This is a genomic window from Sphingomonas radiodurans, assembly GCF_020866845.1.
GTDB lineage: Bacteria > Pseudomonadota > Alphaproteobacteria > Sphingomonadales > Sphingomonadaceae > Sphingomonas > Sphingomonas radiodurans.
This window is the reverse complement of the sequence record NZ_CP086594.1, coordinates 601138-618484: the sequence shown is the minus strand read 5'-3', so window position 1 is coordinate 618484 and position 17347 is coordinate 601138. Positions and strand designations below refer to the sequence as shown.

The window sequence follows — 17347 nt, the reverse complement described above, 5'->3', positions numbered from 1 at the left end:
CAATGCAGCCGACCTTCATCGGCATCGCGCAGCTCCTGATCGGCACGCTGCTGCTGGCGTTCGGCAGCATCCCGGGCACGCTCGCCTTCGTCATCCTCTCGGGGCTGATGGGCGGCTCGGCGGCGCTGCTGCTGCCGGCGCTCGGCGGCTCGTCGATCCCGCCGGTTAACCTCGCGCTGGTGTTTCTGGTGCTGCGCCTGCTCCGTGAGGCCGATGCCCAGCGGCCGTTGCTCGCGACCGCGCTGCGCGATCTCGCCCCGCTGGCGGTGTTCGTAAGCTATGGCGTGCTGATCGCGATCATCGGGCCGCGGCTGTTCGCCGGGCAGATCGACGTCACGCCGATGCGCGGCCAGGCGGCGAGTTCGTATACCAACATGATGGCGTACATTTACGCTGCCGTGCCACTGCGCCCGACCTCGCAGAACATGACGACGTCGATCTACCTCACCGGCACGCTGATCCTCGCCATTGCCGCCCACGTCGCGATCAGCAACCCGCGCGGCCGCGACACGCTCGTGCGCACCGGCGCGATCGTCGGGCTGGTCCACGCCGGCCTCGGTGTCCTCGCGCTCCTGGTGAAGGGCACGCCCGCCGACGCGATCCTGCAGCTGTTCCGCAACGGCTCCTATGCGATGCTCGATCATAGCTATCAGGGGTTCGTGCGGATCACCGGCATCTTCCCCGAGGCTTCGGGCTACGGCACCTATGGCCTCACATGGATGGTGTTCCTCACCGAATGCGCACTACGCGGCATCCGCCCCCGGCTCACCGGCGCGGCGGCGCTCGCGCTGTTCGCGGTGCTGATCGCCTCCACCTCCACCACGGCCTATTTCGGCCTCGGCCTCTACGTCGCGGTGCTGCTGCTGCGGATGCTGCTGTTCCCCGGCAGCATCCGGCTCGGTGCGATGCTGACGCTGGCGGCGATCGGCCTCGTCGGGCTGCTGATCGTGTTGGGCGTGACGGTCGGCAGCCACCGTTTCGCGGCCGAGATCGGCGGGCTGATCCGGCATTTCACCGTCGACAAGGGCGATTCGCTCTCCGGCCTGCAACGCAGCTTCTGGGCGCGGCAGGGGCTTGATGCCTTTGTCGCGACTTTCGGTATCGGCATCGGCCCCGGCAGCTTCCGCTCGTCGAGCATCGCCACCGCGATCCTCGGCTCGACCGGCGTGATCGGCGCGTCGGCGTTCCTCATCCTGCTCGTCCAGATCTGGCAACCGTGGCGCCGCACCACCTTCGAGGCGGACGCGCCCGATCCCCGCGCGACCGGCGCCGCCGCGGCCTGGGCGTGTCTGATCCTGTTCGCCACGCAATCGATCAGCGCCGCAACGCCCGACCCCGGTGCCGATTTCGCGATCCTGGCCGGCGGCGCGCTGGCCTTGCGCCGCATGCGCCTCTTCTGGCGACCGCCCCAGTTCGAGCCGCAACCGCTCCCGGCCTGACGATCAGCTACGCTGCGTCAGCAGCAGCAACGCGCCGAGCGCTGCCCGTCGCACCAGCACGACCCCCACCACCCAACCGACCGAACCGCATCCGATGGCGAGCACTAGCTGCCCCGCGCCCACGGCGACATGATCGACCGCCAACAGGCGCCCGACAATCGTACCCACCGCGGTACACAGCGACGGCAATAGTATGGCCTGCAGCAGCTGGTCCGCCTCGGCGAAGGGAAGGGGCCCCAGCCGCAGCGCCGCGCGCGCCAGCCACAGGCTCACCGCCATGTTGACCCCGAGCGCCGCGAGCGCCGCCCCCGTCACTCCCCAAACCGCCAGCGCCACCGTCGCCAGCGCCACGCCGACCGCCGCGAGCATCTGGCTGGACAGCACCAGCCGCTGCCGGTCGTAGGTGACCAGCAGCGCGGTCGCGACCGCCGTCAGCATCGACCACAATCGCGCCACCGCCAGGATCGCGATCGGTCCCGCCGCGCTCGACCACGCCGGCCCAAGCGCAGTTACCGCGATCCAGTCGCCGAGCAGCGCCACCCCAAGCAACGCCGGCCAGCCGATGAAGCCGATCGCCACGAACATCGCGAACCAGCTTCCGTCCGCCGGCCGCCCCTGCGCGAAGCGATGCGACAATGCCGTGCGCGACAGCAGCGCCGCGGGCTGGCTGAACATGTCCGACGCTGCCGTCACCACGCGGTTGCTCGCGCGGAACACGCCGGTCGCGGCGGGCGAGAGCAGCGCGCCGAGGATCAGATCGCCGCTATAATTCGACAGGAACCCGACGAACGTCGCGCCGTACCGCGCCGACGACCAGCGCAGCACGCGTCGCACGCCCCCGGGTCGTGGATGGCGCAGCGGGGGCAAGCGCATCAGCGCGGCATAGCCGAGCACCGCCAGCCCCATCCGCAAATATACCTGTGCCACCAGCGCGCCGAGCTGCCACCCGATCACGAGCAGCCAGATCGCGACGAGCGCGCTCGACAGCTCGATCAGCATCGTTGCGACGTAATAGGCGCGCAGCCGCCCCGCGCGCAGCAGCAGCGCTTCCTCCCAGCTCGCCATCGCGGCGAGCAGATTGGTCGGCACCAGCACCAGCATCAGCCAGGCGATCGCGCCCGATCCGAACCCGAGCAGCAGCACGAGCGCCAGCAGCAGCACCGCGATGCTCGCCGCCGCCGCCGTCAGCACCGTCGCCGCAAGGCACTCGCTCGCGGTGCGCGCCAGATCCGGCGCCTTCATCAGATATTCGAACGGGCCGGTATACAGCAGCGTCCGCGCGAGGGTGATGAACACCGTTGCAATGGCGAACACGCCGAAGTCATCCGGCGACAAATACCGCGTCGCGACCAGCGTGACCGCTACGACGAACAATTGCGTGCTGGCGCGCGATCCGATCGCGAGCAGCGCGGCGCCCGCGCTGCGCAGATTCTGCTTCATTCGGCGCCGAGCCGCAGGATGTGGCGCAGCAAGTCGCCCCCGGCACGCGCCCAGGTGAAGTGGCTCGCGCGCTCGCGCCCCGCCGCAATCTTGGCGTGGCGCACCGCGGGATCGTCGAGTGTTCGGATCGCCGCGCGCCAGCTCGCAGCATCGTCGACGTCGGCGTACAGCGCCGCATCCCGGCACATCTCGGGCAGCGCGCCGGCTGGCGCGACGATCACGGGGCAGCCGCACAGCATCGCTTCCATCGGCGGCAGCCCGAAACCCTCCGTCCGCGACGGCACCAGCAGGCTATGCGCCCCATCGTACAGCGCACGCAGCGCCGCATCGTCGCACCGCCCCGCGAACAGCGCCCCGGCCGGCACCGTCAGCCCTGCCGCCGTCAGCGCCGCCGCCTCCGCGCCCACCACCACCAGCCGCACCTGCGCGGCGCCATCGCCGAACGCGTCGAACACGACCTGATTGTTCTTGTACCCCTTCGGGCTGCCGAACATCAGCGCATAGCCGCCGCGCGTCAGCCCGAGCTGCGCCAGCGCGCCGTCATCGGCGCGCACGTCGAGAATATGGTCCGCGCCATTGTACAGCACCGCACTGCGCCCGCGCGGCGCGACGCCGAGCAGGTCGAGCATCTGCCGCGAATAATGCGATACGGTCAGCACCGTTGCACTACGCCGCGCCATCACTGGCGTGAGCAGGCGATAGCCGAGCCGCTGGCGCAGCGGATAGCCGCTGTCGGGAAACAGGAATTGTGCGTCGTGCAACAGCAGGATCTGGCGCGTCGCACGCACCGGCGCGAGATTGGCGAGGTTGACGATCACCGCATCGCCCGCCGCCGTCGGCAGCCCGATCTGCTCCCACTTCTGGCTGTCCGCCCCCACGACCGGCACCAGTTCGATCCCGCGTAGCTTCGGCTCCCAGCGCCGCCGCTCGGGTACCAGCAGCCGCGCCTTCGGCCGCCGGTTCACCGGGATTGCCGCCAGCAGCCCGTCGCATTCGCGGATCAGCCGATCCGCCACGCGATGCACCCCGTTCAAGCCACCGGCATTGAACTTCCCGTTGAACACGATTGGCCGCATCGCGGGTCAGAGCGTCTCGACGCGGCGCGGGTCGATCGTGCCACGCACAAGATCGGCAATCGCCAGCGTATTGCCCCACAGTCGCCCGCGCCGGTCGATATGCGGCTCGGGCTTCACGCTGCGGACGAGGTTTGAGACTAGGTTCTGCGTCAGCAACTGCCGCCCGAGCCCCGGCTGCATCGTCCCCTTGCGCGCGAGATAAACGACGTTGGCAACTTGCGAATAGCCGAGCTTGCGCCCCGACGTGCGCCCGCCCTTCGTGCCCAGGTGAACTCCGGTCACGCGCCCCGTCGACACCAGCCGGCCGCGCCGCGCGAGCTGGATCGAAAAGTCGATATCCTCGAGCCAGCCGTATAGCGGCAACCGCTCGTCGAACCGCAGTCCCTCGGCGGCGGCCAGCCGGATCGACATGTTGCAGCCGTACAGCGCTTGCCGCGTGCGGAATGCCGGATCGAGCCCCGCGGCCTGCGCGGCATTCAGCGCCTCGGCCTCCGCGATTGAATAACCCGCCTCGTTGATCCCGTCGGCAACCAGATGCCCCGTGATCCCCGCCACGTCGGGATGCGCGCCGAAGATCCGCTCGACCTGCTCCAGATGGTCGCGCGCGGGCACGAAATCATCGTCGAAGAAGGTGACGATGTCAGCCCGCCCGGTCAGCAGGTCGAGCCCGCGGTTGCGCTGCCGCGGCAGCCCGCGCTCGCCAAGCGCCACCTCGACGTGGCTTAGTCCTTCGCCGATCCCGGCGACATCGCCCGGCGTCACGCCGACGACGATCACACCGTCCGGCCGCCGCGTCTGCCGCTCCAGCATGGCGACCGTCTGCGCCGTCAATGCAGCACGGCCGACCGTAGCGACGATTACGAACAACCTGGCCATCGTGTCCCCCCGACAACGACTAATCTGGTCGGAGCGCCGCCAGCTGGCTGATCTATCCATGGGCGCACTAAAGAATAGCGTGTTTCGAGACAGTAACATCCGCATCGGACATTTCACTGCTCAAGCAACGTCTCGCGGCTCGCGCTCGCTCGATTTTCCCGTATGCCGTGCTAGTCCCGCAGCACCGCAGGGCAAACACTGCGGATGGCAAGCCGCGTCGGTCTGAACAATGGGATAGCGTTCCGGGTGATGGCGGGCGATGCGCAAGAGCTGGCGATCAACGGGCGTTTCCTCACCCAGCCCACCACCGGCGTGCAGCGAGTCGCGCGTGAACTGACGCGCGAGATCGATCACCTCGTCGCCTCAGGCCACCGCAACCTCCGCCTGCGGCTGCTGTGCGAAGCGGGCGCGCGCCCCGACGATCTCGACCTGCGCGTGACCAGGGTGGAGACTGTGCCGGGTGGGCAGGGCCATTGGTGGGAACAGGTCGCCTTGCCCCGCGCGGTGCGCGACGCGCGGCTGCTGTGCTTCGGCAACACCGCGCCGATCGCCTCGCTGCTCGGCCCGCGGCCGGTCGGCGTGATCATTCACGATCTGTCGTACCGCCTGTATCCGGAGGCCTATAGCCGCCGTTACCGGCTCGGCCATTCGCTGATGCTCCCGCTGCTGCTGCGCCGCGCCGATCCGGTGATCACCGTCTCCGAAACCGAGCGCCAGGCGCTGCTCGGCGTCGCCGCCGGCGCGCGCGACCGGATCGTCGTGGCGCAGAACGGCGGCTGGCGCGAGGACGAGACGCCAGCGTCGCCCGTCGAAGCACCACCCGCCGGCTACCTCCTCTACGTCGGCTCGTTTTCGCGCCGGAAGAATTTTGACACCGTCCTGCGCACAGCGATCCAGCTCGCGCGCGAGGACGGGCTCCACAGCGTCATCGTCGGCTCATGCGGCCCGATCCTGACACCCGCCGAAACCGAAGTCCCGCCCGACGTGCGCGATCGCGTCAGCTTCGTCGGCCAGGTCGAGGATCTGGCGCAGCTTGCCGCGCTCTACGCTTCGGCGCGCTGCCTGCTGCTGCCGTCCTTCTACGAAGCGTCGCCGCTGCCCCCCATTGAGGCGATGCGCTTCGGCTGCCCCGTCGTCGCGTCGGACATCCCCGCGATGCGCGAGCGCTGCGCCGACGCGGTCGAATATTGCGACCCCGCGCAGTTCGCCAGCATCATCGCCGCGGTCCGCCGGGTGACGCGCGATCCGAATCACGCCGCGCTGCTCGTCGAGCGCGGCTATCGCCAGGTCGAGCGTTTCTCCTGGCGCCGGCAAGCGCAAATCGTGCTCGACGCACTCGGTCTGCCCGAAGCACGCGACAATTTCGTTGCCCCGATGCGGCGGAACCGGCGAAGGTGAGTTATGGCCCGGACGACGTAGGGCCATCGCCATCCCGTCGCCCACCACAACCGCAGGTACGGACCACGCCTTGCCATCGCTCGCTGACCGGCTGCAGCCGGGTTCACCTTATCCGCTCGGCGCCACCTTTGACGGCCTGGGCATCAACTTCGCGGTCTTCTCCGCCAATGCCGATGCGATCGAGCTGTGCCTGTTCGATCCCGCCGGCAAGCGTGAGCTCGCGCGCCTGCCGCTGCCCGAATGCACTGACGAAGTCTGGCACGGCTATCTCCCCGATGCCGAGCCGGGCCTGCTCTACGGCTTCCGCGCGCACGGCGCCTACGATCCCGAGGCCGGCCACCGTTTCAACCCGCACAAGCTGCTGCTCGATCCCTATGCCCGCCGGCTCCACGGCACGATCAAATGGACCGACGCGCTCCACGGCTATCGCATCGGCCACCGCCGCGAGGATCTGTCGTTCGACAAGCGTGACAGCGCGCCTGCGATGCCCAAGGGGGTCGTCGTCGACGATCACTGGGATTGGTCGCGCGATCGCCGCCCCAACACGCCCTGGTCCGATACCGTCATTTATGAGGCGCATACCAAGGGCCTGACGCGGCTGATGGAGGAAGTGCCCGCGCGCGAACGTGGCACCTATGCCGCGCTTGGCCACCCCGCGGTGATCCGCCATCTCCAGCGGCTCGGCGTCACCGCGCTCGAGCTGTTGCCGATCCACGCCTTCACGCAGGATCGCTTTCTGCAGGAGAAGGGCCTGCGCAATTACTGGGGCTATAACACGCTCGGCTTCTTCGCCCCTGAGCAGGCCTATATGTCGTCCGAGCATCAGGACGAGCTGCGCCGGGCGGTCCACCGGCTGCACAATGCCGGGATCGAGGTGATCCTCGACGTGGTGTACAACCACACGTGCGAGGGCTCGGAAAAGGGCCCGACGCTGTCGTGGCGCGGGCTCGACAATGCCAGCTACTACCGCCTCGTTGCCGATCAGCCGCGCTACACGATCAACGATACCGGCACGGGCAACACGCTCAACATGAGCAAGGGGCGCGTGATCCAGATGGTCGCTGATTCACTGCGCTACTGGGCAACCAGCTTCGGCATCGACGGCTTTCGCTTCGATCTCGGCCTCACGCTCGGCCGCGAGGCGACCGGCTTCGATCCCGGCAGCGCCTTCTTCGATGTCGTCCGGCAGGATCCGGTGCTCGGCCGGCTCAAGTTGATCGCCGAGCCGTGGGATGTCGGCATCGGCGGCTATCAGCTCGGCAATTTCCCGCCCGGCTTTGCCGAATGGAACGACAAATATCGCGATACGGTGCGGCGCTACTGGCGCGGCGACGCTGGCCAGCGCGGCGAACTGGCCGCGCGCCTGTCGGGCTCGGGCGACCTCTTCGACCGCCGCGCCCGCCGCCCCTGGGCCAGCGTCAACTTCATCGCCGCGCACGATGGCTTCACGCTCGCCGACACGGTGATGTACGAAGATCGCCACAACGAGGCCAATGGCGAGGACAATCGCGACGGGCACGACAACAATCATTCGCGCAACTGGGGCGCCGAAGGCCCGACCGACGATCCCTCGATCAACGACGCGCGCGGCCGCGTCATGCGATCGATGATGACGACGCTGCTCGCCTCGCTCGGCACGCCGATGCTGGTCGCCGGCGACGAATTCGGCCGCACGCAACAGGGCAACAACAACGCTTATTGCCAGGACAATGCGATCAGCTGGCTCGACTGGAAAGCCGCGGCGAGCCCCGACGGCGAAGCGCTGATCGACTTCACCGCGCGCCTGATCGCCCTTCGCAAGCGCTACCCGGTGCTCCACGCCGCGACCTTCCTCTACGGCCAGGAAACGCCGGGGCAGGGCATCAACGACATCGAATGGTGGGACGAACGCGGCCAGTCCTTGAGCCCCGAAGATTGGCAGAATGCCGAAGGCCGCGCGCTGCTGATGCGCCGCGCGATCCGCACGGCGGGCGACGAGGTCGAAGCCGTCTCGCTGCTGCTCAACGGCGGCAGCGATCCGGTCACCTTCCGCCTGCCCCCGCCGGGCGAGCGCCGCCGCGTGCTGATCGACAGCGCGAAACCCGATCAGGCCGAGATCGAGATCGGCGACGAGTATGAGGTCGCGCCGCAGGGCGCGGTGCTGCTCACCTGGACGAGCGCGTGGGCGGCATGAACCGCTGGGGCGCGGAACCGTGCGACGACGGCACGACGCGCTTCAACCTATGGGCGCCCGATGCCGACGCGGTCGCGATTGAGATCGATGACGAGGCAGCCCTGTTCCCCGGCGAAGGCCGGGGCCCAGTCGGGGAGACGACTGTTTCACACGGCACCCTCCCGCAACTGGGCCCCGGCCTTCGCCGGGGAACAGACTACCTACAACAGTGCATGACCCCAACCGGCAACGGCTGGTGGTCCGTCACCCTCCCGGCCGGCCCCGGCACGCGCTACCGCTTCCGCATCGGCGACACCGCAGTGCCCGATCCCGCCGCGCACGCCCAATCCGGCGGCGTCCATGGCTGGAGCGTGGTCGTCGATCATCGGCATGATTGGGAGGCCGGCGATTGGCGCGGGCGACCGTGGCACGAAATGGTGATCCTCGAATGCCACGCCGGCTTGCTCGGCGGCTTTGCCGATCTCATGCGCCAGCTCCCCGCGATCGCCGACGCTGGCATCACCGCGATCGAGCTGATGCCGGTCGGCGCGTTCGGCGGGACGCGCGGCTGGGGCTATGACGGGGTCCTGCCGCATGCCGTCCACGAGGAATATGGCAGCCCGGCCGAGCTCAAGACGCTGGTCGATGCCGCGCACGCCCTCGGCGTGTCGGTGTTCCTCGACGTCGTCTACAATCACTTCGGCCCCGACGGGAATTACCTCGGGCTCTACGCCACCGACTTTTTCGATCCCGCGGCGGACACACCATGGGGCGGCGCGGTCGCGGTGTCGCGCGAGCCCGTCGCGCGCTTCTTCATCGACAATGCGCTGATGTGGCTGCGCGACTATCGCATCGACGGCCTGCGCTTCGATGCGGTCCATGCGATCCGAGACGTCGCTTTCCTCGATCGCATGGCGGCCGAGATCCGCGCCACACTCGACGCCGAAAGTCCGGGCCGACACGTCCATCTGGTGCTGGAGAACGAGCACAACGACGCCGATCGCCTCCACCCTGCCGCCTTCGACGCGCAGTGGAACGACGATTTCCACAATGTCCTCCATGTCCTGCTCACCGGCGAGGCGCACGCCTACTACGCCGACTTCGCCGACCGCCCCGCCGATCGGCTCGCGCGCTGCCTTGGCGAAGGCTTCATCTATCAGGGCGAAGGCTCGCCCAATCACGATGGCCGCCCGCGCGGCACCCCGAGCGCGCATTTGCCGCCGACCGCCTTCGTGTCGTTCCTCCAGAATCACGATCAGATCGGCAATCGCGCGCATGGCGAGCGGCTGACCGTCCTCGCCGATCCCGAAAAGCTGCGCGCCGCCACCGCGCTGCTGCTGCTTTGCCCGCAGATCCCGCTGCTGTTCATGGGCGACATCGACGGCAGCGAAACGCCGTTCCTGTTCTTCACCAGGTTCCAGGACGATCTCGCCGATGCCGTCCGCGAAGGCCGCCGCCGCGAGTTCGCCAAATTCCCCGCCTTCGCGGACGAGGCCGCGCGCACCAGGATCCCCGATCCGAACGCGCGCAGCACCTTCGATCAATCCCGTCCCGAGCCCGGCCCGCAGGCCGAGCAATGGCGCGCGCTGTATCGTGATCTGTTGGCGCTGCGCCGCGACCGGATCGTGCCCTACCTCGCCGGCGCACAGGCACTCGGCGCCCACACCACCGGCGACGCCGCGGTCACGGCGCGCTGGCGCCTCGACGACGGTTCGATCCTCGGCATCGCGATCGATCTCGCCGACGTGCCCGCTCCGTTGCCCGAGCTGGCTGACCCAATCGCCATCGTAGGCGATCGCTTCGTCGCGTGGATCGAACGATGAGCCGCCTGCACGACGATGCCGCCGCCGCCGGCCTGCAACCCGACTGGCAGGACGCCAACAGTCGCGCGCAGCGCGTCGACGACGCCGTGCTCGAAGCGATCCTTGCGCGGCTCGACACGACCCCGCCCGCCGTACCGTTCCTCTCCGCCGAAGCCGGCGCGCCGCTGCAATTGCCCGCGGACGCATATGAGCTGACGCTGGAAGACGGCACCGCCGCTCGGCTCTCGATCGTCGATGGGCAGATGCGTGCGCCCGACGCTATCGGCTATCACCAGCTCACCATCGCCGGCCGCACGACGACGCTCGCCGTGGCCCCGCCGCGCTGCCCGCAACCACCGCGCAAAGGCTGGGGCGTCGCCGTGCAGATCCCGTCGCTCCGGGGCGAGGCCGACACTGCGTACGGCGACTTCGGTACGCTCGCCGAAACCGCCGCCATTCTTGGCCGCGCCGGCTGCAGCGCGCTCGCGATCAGCCCAACGCATGCGCTGTTCCCCGCCGACCCAAGCCGCTTCAGCCCTTACTCACCCTCGACCCGCCTGTTCCACAACGTCCTGCTCGCCGATCCCACGCTGATCGGCGCACCGCCGCCATCTGCGCCAGCGCCCGACCTGATCGACTGGCAGCACGCGATCCCCGCCCGGCTGGCGCACCTCCGGACGGCCTTCGAATCCGCCGGCGAGCCGATCCACGCCGCCGTCGCCGCCTACCGTGCTCAGCGCGGCGCCGGGCTTGAGGCGCACGCCCGCTTCGACGCGCTCGACGCGGCGCTCGGCGGCGGCGGCTGGCGCGCCTGGCCTAGCGCGTATCGCGATCCCGCCGGCGAGGCGGTTCAGCGCTTCGCCGCCGACCAGGCCGAGGGGATCACCTTCCACGCCTCCCTGCAATGGCTCGCCGACCAGAGCCTCGCCGCCGCGCACCGCACCGCGCGCGCCGGGATGGCAATCGGCCTCGTCGCCGATCTCGCGGTTGGCATGGATTCGAGCGGCAGCCACGGCTGGAGCCGCCGCGACGAACTGCTCACCGGCCTCACGATCGGCGCACCCCCCGATCCACTCGGCCCCGATGGGCAGAACTGGGGGATCACCACGCTCGATCCCTTCGCGCTCGCCCGCACCGGCTTCGCCGCCTTCATCGAGACGATCCGCACCGCGCTCGCGCACGCCGGCGGGATCAGGATCGATCACGCGCTCGGCCTCGATCGCCTCTGGGTCATGCCCGAAGGCGCACCGGCCAGTGACGGCGCCTATCTGACGATGCCCGGCGAGCACCTCAAGCGCATCGTCGCGATCGAAGCGCACCGCGCCAACGCGATCGTCATCGCCGAGGATCTCGGCACCGTCCCGCCCGGCTTCCGCGACGATCTCGCCACCCGCGGCATGCTCGGCATGCGCGTCCTCCTGTTCGAGCGCGACGACGCCGGCGCCTTCGTCCCGCCGGCGCAGTGGCGCGGCGGCGCGATCGCGATGACCGGCACGCACGACACGCCAACGATGGCCGGCTGGTGGATAGGCCGCGACATCGCCTGGGGCCGCCGCCTCGGCCGCACCGGCATGGACGAGGCCGAGCAGCAGCGCGTCGTCGAGCGCGCGTCGCTCTGGAACGCCATCGACGGCGAGGGCGCGCCACCCGCGCAACCGCCGCTCGACAAGATCCTGAACGCCGTCGCCGACGCCCCCGTGCCGCTCGCGATCATCCCGCTCGAAGACCTGCTCGGCCTCGAAGAACAGCCCAACATTCCTGGCACGATCGACGAACATCCCAACTGGCGACGCCGCATGCCTCAAGCCTCCGCCAAATTGCTGGGACGTCCCGAAACGCTTCAAATATCGAGTCGATTGACCGAGAAAACCCCCGAATGATCCCGCGCGCCACTTACCGTTTGCAGTTCCACGCCGGCTTCACCTTCGCCGATGCCGAGGCGCTGGTGCCCTATCTCGACCAGCTCGGGATCAGCCACATCTACGCCTCCCCCATCACCGTCGCGGCCCCCCGCTCCACCCACGGCTATGACGTCGTCGACCCCACCCGGATCAACCCGGAACTGGGCGGGGAGGGCGCTTTCCGCAGCTTGGTCGCGGCGCTCCGAGCCCGCGACATGGGGGTGATCATCGACATCGTCCCCAACCATATGGGCGTTGCAACCGGCACCAACGCCTGGTGGAATGACGTGCTAAGGCACGGAAAAGGCAGTCGATATGCCGACGTCTTCGACATCGATTGGTCTCGCCCGATCCTCCTTCCGGTGCTCGGCACATCGCTACGCGAGGCGCTCGCGAATGGCGCGGTCACCGTCGAGCAGCACGACGGGCAATGGTCGATCGTGGCCTATGGCGAACACCGCTTCCCGATCCGCGACGAGGATCAGGCGCACGCCTCCACGCATGACCTTAAGTCATTGCTCGAACGCCAGAACTATCGCCTGGCCTGGTGGCGCACCGCCAACGACGAGTTGAACTGGCGGCGCTTCTTCACGATCAATGAACTAGCCGGCGTCCGCGCCGAAGACCCCGCAGTCTTCGATCTCACCCACGCGCTATACTTCCGCCTCCACGACGAAGGCCTGATCGACGGCGTCCGCGTCGACCACGTCGACGGCCTAACCGATCCCGCTGCTTACTGCCGCCGCCTGCGCGCCCGGCTCGGCGACGACGCGTGGATCGTCGTCGAAAAGATCCTCGGCCCCGGTGAAGCCCTGCCACGCGACTGGGGCGTCGATGGCACCAGCGGCTACGATTTTATGGAACAGGCCTCCGCCGTGCTCCACGATCCCGCCAGCGCCGCGCCGCTCGGCCAGCTCTGGCACGAGCTTAGTGGCCGACCGGCAGACCTCGGTCCCGAGGAGCTTCTAGCCCGTCAACAACTCCTCGCCTGGCAATTCACCGGCCAGCTCGAAGCCTGCGTCGCCGCCTTCGTCACCCTCGCCGCCAGCACGCCCGATGCATCGGGCATCACGCCCGCCATGCTGCGTCGCGCGATTGAGCGGCTCCTGTGGGTCTTCCCGGTCTACCGCACCTACGGCACCGGCAGCGCGGCCCCCGCGAGCGACGAACCAATCCGCGCCGAGGCGCGTCGCCGCGTGACGCCCCACGTTCCGCCAGGGGAGGGGGCAGTCGTCAACCTGATCTTCGCCTGGCTCGCCGGCACCGACCCCGGCGACCCCACATTGGCCAGCGAAGCGGTCCGCCGCTTCCAGCAGCTTTCAGCCCCGATCGCCGCCAAGGCGCTCGAGGACACCGCTTTCTACCGCTACGGTCGGCTGCTGTCGCGTAATGATGTCGGGTTTGACGCCGCGTGGATGAGCCTGTCTATCGCCGATTTCCACGCTGCAATGCAGGAGCGCGCCGCCCACTGGCCTGCCGCGATGCTCACCACCGCCACGCACGATCACAAGCGCGGCGAGGACAGCCGCGCGCGCCTCGCGGTGCTCAGCGCCATCCCCGATCGCTGGCGCGAGGAAGTGGCACGCTGGGAGGCCATCGCCGATCCGCTATCCGCAGGGATCGATCGCGGTGACCGCTACATGCTTTTCCAGTCGCTACTAGGCGCCTGGCCCGACGCGCCTGACGACGCGTTCGCGATGCGCATCGCCGGCTGGCAGACCAAGGCGCTGCGTGAGGCGAAGCTGCGTTCGTCATGGGAGGCTCCCGACGAAGCCTATGAGCAGCGTTGCAACGATCTCGCCAAGTCGTTGATCAAAAACAGCGCATTTTGCGCAGCTATAGGCGATTTTTTGGTAGAAATTTGGTCTGTCGCGATGCGCAACAGCCTTGCTGCGGTATGTCTAAGATACACTGTTACCGGTATCCCCGATCTGTATCAGGGTTGCGAATGCGAAGACCTAACCCTGGTCGACCCCGATAATCGGCGGCCGATCGATTTCCACGCGAACGAAAGCGCGCTTGCTGATCCCCCGGCCAAAATGCGCCTGATCCGCGACTTGCTCGCTCTAAGGCGAGAACATCCAACGCTATTCACGGCAGGGAGTTACGAACCGGCCAACTCATCGAAGGGTTCGATCATGGCGTTCGAGCGCCGGCTTGATGGTCGGACCTTGCGGGTTGCCGTGTCGCTCGGCGACGGGGCGACATGTGGGACCATAGTATTTCCGTCGGGAGCGGTCCGCCAGACCGCTGATTGCTTTGCCACCTCATCGACTTGGTTCGAGCTGACCTGATCCTTCCCTGATTACCAAGTCGCGAAGCGACGATGGCAAACCAAAGCTTCGTGCTCGGCCCCGCCATGCCAAACCCGCGCAGCCCAAAGCGTGCGACTGTATCAATTAAGCATGCCCAGCAGACGGATAGAAGACGCCGCGCATCAAGCCGCGACGGTCGAATGGTTTCCAATCGTCTTCGGGCTGCGCCAATCGGTCAGCCACAGCATAAAGCACTGCCGGATTCACACCGAGCCCGCAGTGGCTGCCATGAACCTCGATGTTATCGCTGTTCGTGGCGAATGGCTCAACGCAATTCTGCCAAGCGACAACACCATCCTCGCGGCTCCAGATCGCGGTCGACGGCACCGGCGGCGGAGTTGCGCTTTCACGCAGTTGCTCGCGCACCTCATTGTCATCGATGCGCTGTCCGGTCAGCAGCTCATATGCACGCCATACGTTCGTCGCGCGCGGCGTGCCGGTGAACGGCGAGCCCAGCGAAATTACCTGCCGCACCGCGTCGGGCACGCGCCGGCTCACCATTCGCGCCATCACGCCGCCAAGGCTCCAGCCGACGAGGCTGACCTTCTTGCCGGTCAGTTCGTGCACGGCGTTGAGCCGGTCGACCAGCTTCTCGCCCTGCAGCCCGATTGCGCGCGGGCCAAGATTGCGGCCGAGATCCCACGTGTGCGCATCATAGCCCTTGCGGGTGAGATAACGGCGCAGCACTGCGGTGGAGCGGTCCGATGTCGTAAAACCCGGCAGGACGAGCACCGGGTGCCCATCCCCGCGCGGCGCGCTTGCTAGCAGCGGGGCTGCCCATGGCAGCGCTCCGAACTCGATCATCGCGCGTGGCAATTCGGTAACGGCGAGTAACTTGGACGGTGGCTGAACGGAAGGCTGGTTTAGGGCGGCGGCACTAGCCATCGATGAAAGCTCCTGAAATACCGGCGTCAACGCGCCGGCTGTCGTAAAAGGTTCAAGCCGCTCAACTCAGTTCGCGCCGAACCCGTAAGCATGATGCTGCGCCGCTGCCCGCCCCGCATCAAAGGACAGGATCGCAAGATCGTGCGGGTTGCCGGCACGATCGCGCACCTGATCACGCAGCAGCGCTTCGCCGCGGAAGCCAAGACTTTCGAACAAGGCAATTGCGCCCACCTGATCGGGCGTCATCGCGGCGGTCAGCTTCGCCAATTCACGTTCGCCCGCGACTTGCAGCATCGCTTCAAGCAGATCGCGCCCGACCCCGCTGCCGCGCCGTTCCGATGAGACGAGCAGACGGATCTCACCGACATGCGCCGACCAGCCGAGCGGATCCTGCACCAGCGCCGCGGTCCCAACGATCACGCCGTCATCCTCTGCGATCAGGCTATCGATCCACCCCTCCGCGATCGCGCCCAGCCATGCGGCAATGACGCGTGGATGCTTCAAGTCACGCCCGAGGAATAGCAGGTCGTGGTCGGGCAGGCTGTCGGCGAACGCGATCATCGCCTCGCGATCGGCGATGCGGAACCCACGGATACGATGCGTCATGTAGACCTTTCGGCAAGCCAGCCGGCGAGAGACGGCCACATCCGCTTCACCGCATTGGGGCCGGCGACGAGACTGACGTGGCCACCCTTCAGGACGATCTCGTGCTTGTCCGTCGCACCGATCATGTCCAGCAGCGGGGCAGAGGCGTCGCGTGGCACGATATGGTCGTGCTCGGCTGCGAGATGCAGAAACGGCACGGTGATCGCGCCGAGATCGACACGTCGCCCACCGATATCGAGCGTGCCGTGAAGCAACGCATTGTCCCACATGAGCCGCTTCGTCGTCTGGCGGAAATATTCGCCAGCGAGCGGCAACGTGTCGGTGTTCCAGCGTTCGAACATGCGGAACGACTTCACATATTCGTCGTCCCAAAGGTTGTCGAACAACCGCACGTTTCCTGCCGCGCGTGTTGCGGGCCGCAGCATGTCGAATGACGAATACAGCATTTCGCCCGGCACGTTGCCGAACGTGTCGACCAGTCGATCGACGTCGAAGAAGCGCTTGTCGGACCACGCCTGGAACATCTCCATCTGCGTGAAGTCGACCGGCGTCGTGAAGGTCGCGAGGTTTGCGAGCGGGCCATCGGCGTTGAGCGCGGCGTAGATCAGCGACAGCACGCCGCCGAAGCAATATCCGACCACGCTCACGTCCGGCTCGCCCGTCTCGGCCATAACGCGGGCGATCGCACGCGGCATGAAATCGAGCGTGTAGCTTTCGAACGTCAGCGTCTTCTCGTGCGGGCGCGGCGCTTCCCATTCGAGCATGAACACGTCGAAACCCGCGCGCAGCAGGAACTCGACCATGCTCTGGCCTGGCACCAGATCGAAGATGAAGCCACGGTTGGTGGTCGCCATCACCAGCAGAACGGGCACGCGATACACGTCGTCGACAAGCGGTCGGTAATGATTGAGCCGCATCGTGCCACGCTCGATCAGCACGTCCTTCGCGGTCGCGCCGACGACCGGGGCAGGGGAGGTGAAATATTCCAGCCCCTTGATGTTTCGCGCCATCAGCCGCTCGAATTCGCGAGCCCCGGCGGTGATCGGGTCGAAGGTAGAAGTGTTCGCCACTTAGGTCTTCACGGCCGGCGGCTTGCGACCACGCGTCGGGCGTGGCTTGGCCGCGTCGGTAATCGCGCAGCCCAGCGCCGCTTCAATCCGCGCAAGCGAAGCTTCGATCCCGGCGACACGAGTGGCAAGCGAATCAATATCAGTTCGGGTGGGGAGATTGGCGGCGGCGAGCGCCTTTTCGGTCATCTGCTGCATGCCGGCCTGCATGTTGGCCGTTGCGGCGGTGGCCGCGCCCATCGTGCGGCTGAACTCCTCGGACTTCATCGCTTCGCCGCCGAAGCTGTTGACCGTTTTTTCCCACTGGCCGAGCATATCACGGAAGAATGCTCCCGGGTCGGGCGTGTTTCTCTCCATAATGCGGAGCCTTTCACGGCCTGTCGCGAGCGT

The 17347-nt window shown here is 67.7% G+C and carries 13 protein-coding genes; 6 read left to right on the top strand and 7 right to left on the bottom strand.

Annotation, left to right across the window (positions count from 1 at the left end; translation table 11 throughout):
- The first annotated feature begins 2 nt into the window (after positions 1-2).
- On the top strand, positions 3-1439 hold the full coding sequence (locus LLW23_RS02945; RefSeq protein ID WP_228947300.1) for a hypothetical protein: 1437 nt from the start codon (positions 3-5) through the stop codon (positions 1437-1439).
- Positions 1440-1442: 3 nt separating this feature from the next.
- Here LLW23_RS02945 and LLW23_RS02940 read toward each other — a convergent pair whose 3' ends face one another.
- From LLW23_RS02940 to LLW23_RS02930, 3 genes are read right to left on the bottom strand one after another with little or no spacing between them, the layout of a single operon-like run.
- A complete protein-coding gene (locus tag LLW23_RS02940) occupies positions 1443-2879 on the bottom strand; it encodes an oligosaccharide flippase family protein (RefSeq protein ID WP_228947299.1) in 1437 nt (478 codons plus the stop codon).
- Entirely contained in the window at positions 2876-3943 is a 1068-nt protein-coding gene (locus LLW23_RS02935; RefSeq protein WP_228947298.1) for a glycosyltransferase family 4 protein, read from the bottom strand. Before LLW23_RS02935 ends, LLW23_RS02940 begins: the two co-directional genes overlap by 4 nt.
- A gap of 18 nt (positions 3944-3961) precedes the next feature.
- The gene (locus tag LLW23_RS02930; protein ID WP_228947297.1) at positions 3962-4831 is read right to left on the bottom strand and encodes a glycosyltransferase family 2 protein; all 870 of its coding nucleotides are present in this window, start codon (positions 4829-4831) and stop codon (positions 3962-3964) included.
- 204 nt (positions 4832-5035) lie between these two features.
- Between LLW23_RS02930 and LLW23_RS02925 the strand changes: the two genes are divergently transcribed.
- From LLW23_RS02925 to treY, 5 genes are all read left to right on the top strand, one after another.
- Positions 5036-6229, top strand: coding sequence for a glycosyltransferase family 4 protein (locus LLW23_RS02925; RefSeq protein ID WP_228947296.1), 1194 nt, complete (start codon positions 5036-5038; stop codon positions 6227-6229).
- Between the two features lie 70 nt (positions 6230-6299).
- Complete coding sequence (glgX, locus tag LLW23_RS02920) at positions 6300-8402, top strand: glycogen debranching protein GlgX (RefSeq protein ID WP_228947295.1); 2103 nt, start codon at positions 6300-6302, stop codon at positions 8400-8402.
- A 212-nt stretch (positions 8403-8614) separates the two neighbouring features.
- A complete protein-coding gene (gene treZ / locus LLW23_RS02915) occupies positions 8615-10204 on the top strand; it encodes a malto-oligosyltrehalose trehalohydrolase (RefSeq protein ID WP_228947294.1) in 1590 nt (529 codons plus the stop codon).
- Positions 10201-12063 (top strand): 4-alpha-glucanotransferase, encoded by a 1863-nt coding sequence (malQ, locus tag LLW23_RS02910; RefSeq protein ID WP_228947293.1) that lies wholly within the window; start codon positions 10201-10203, stop codon positions 12061-12063. Before treZ ends, malQ begins: the two co-directional genes overlap by 4 nt.
- Positions 12060-14378, top strand: a complete 2319-nt coding sequence (gene treY, locus LLW23_RS02905; RefSeq protein WP_228947292.1) for a malto-oligosyltrehalose synthase — start codon at positions 12060-12062, stop codon at positions 14376-14378. Before malQ ends, treY begins: the two co-directional genes overlap by 4 nt.
- Before the next feature lie 105 nt (positions 14379-14483).
- On the opposite strand, the gene LLW23_RS02900 is transcribed toward treY, so the two are convergent.
- The 4 genes from LLW23_RS02900 to LLW23_RS02885 form a co-directional block, all read right to left on the bottom strand.
- Positions 14484-15203 (bottom strand): esterase/lipase family protein, encoded by a 720-nt coding sequence (locus LLW23_RS02900; RefSeq protein WP_228947291.1) that lies wholly within the window; start codon positions 15201-15203, stop codon positions 14484-14486.
- Positions 15204-15350: 147 nt separating this feature from the next.
- On the bottom strand, positions 15351-15890 hold the full coding sequence (locus LLW23_RS02895; protein ID WP_228947290.1) for a GNAT family N-acetyltransferase: 540 nt from the start codon (positions 15888-15890) through the stop codon (positions 15351-15353).
- Positions 15887-16960 (bottom strand): alpha/beta fold hydrolase, encoded by a 1074-nt coding sequence (locus tag LLW23_RS02890; protein WP_228947289.1) that lies wholly within the window; start codon positions 16958-16960, stop codon positions 15887-15889. The genes LLW23_RS02895 and LLW23_RS02890 overlap by 4 nt, the downstream gene beginning before the upstream one ends.
- Positions 16961-17314, bottom strand: coding sequence for a poly(R)-hydroxyalkanoic acid synthase subunit PhaE (locus LLW23_RS02885; protein WP_228947288.1), 354 nt, complete (start codon positions 17312-17314; stop codon positions 16961-16963). It lies immediately after the preceding gene.
- Between the last annotated feature and the right edge of the window lie 33 nt (positions 17315-17347).